Annotated in this window: 1 protein-coding gene; it reads right to left on the reverse strand. The window is 64.5% G+C overall.

Features of this window, described 5'->3' with window-relative positions; translation table 11 throughout:
• Positions 1 to 290: glycosyltransferase (locus SB764_RS39345; protein WP_410866656.1), on the reverse strand; the 290-nt coding region annotated here is incomplete at both ends.

Consider the following 290-nt stretch of genomic DNA (forward strand, 5'->3'; position numbering starts at 1 on the left):
GCCGCAACCACCGGCACTCCGCAAGCCATGGCCTCCAGCGGCACGATGCCGAACGGCTCGTACCACGGCGTGCATACCACCGCGTCGGCGCTGCGGAAGATGCCCGGCATGGCATCCCTGGGTACCTGCCCGCGCATGGTGACTTTGTCCTCAACCCCCAATTCTTTGGCCAAGGACCGCAACCGTTGGGCTTCCGGATCTTCCTCAAGGTTCAAAGCGTCCCCGGAGCCGCCAACGATCAAGAGTTCGACGTCGTCAAAGCCCGCCTCGGCGAGGAGCGGAAGTGCTTG

The organism is Paraburkholderia sp. SIMBA_027 (assembly GCF_046535315.1).
Classification (GTDB): domain Bacteria; phylum Pseudomonadota; class Gammaproteobacteria; order Burkholderiales; family Burkholderiaceae; genus Paraburkholderia; species Paraburkholderia tropica.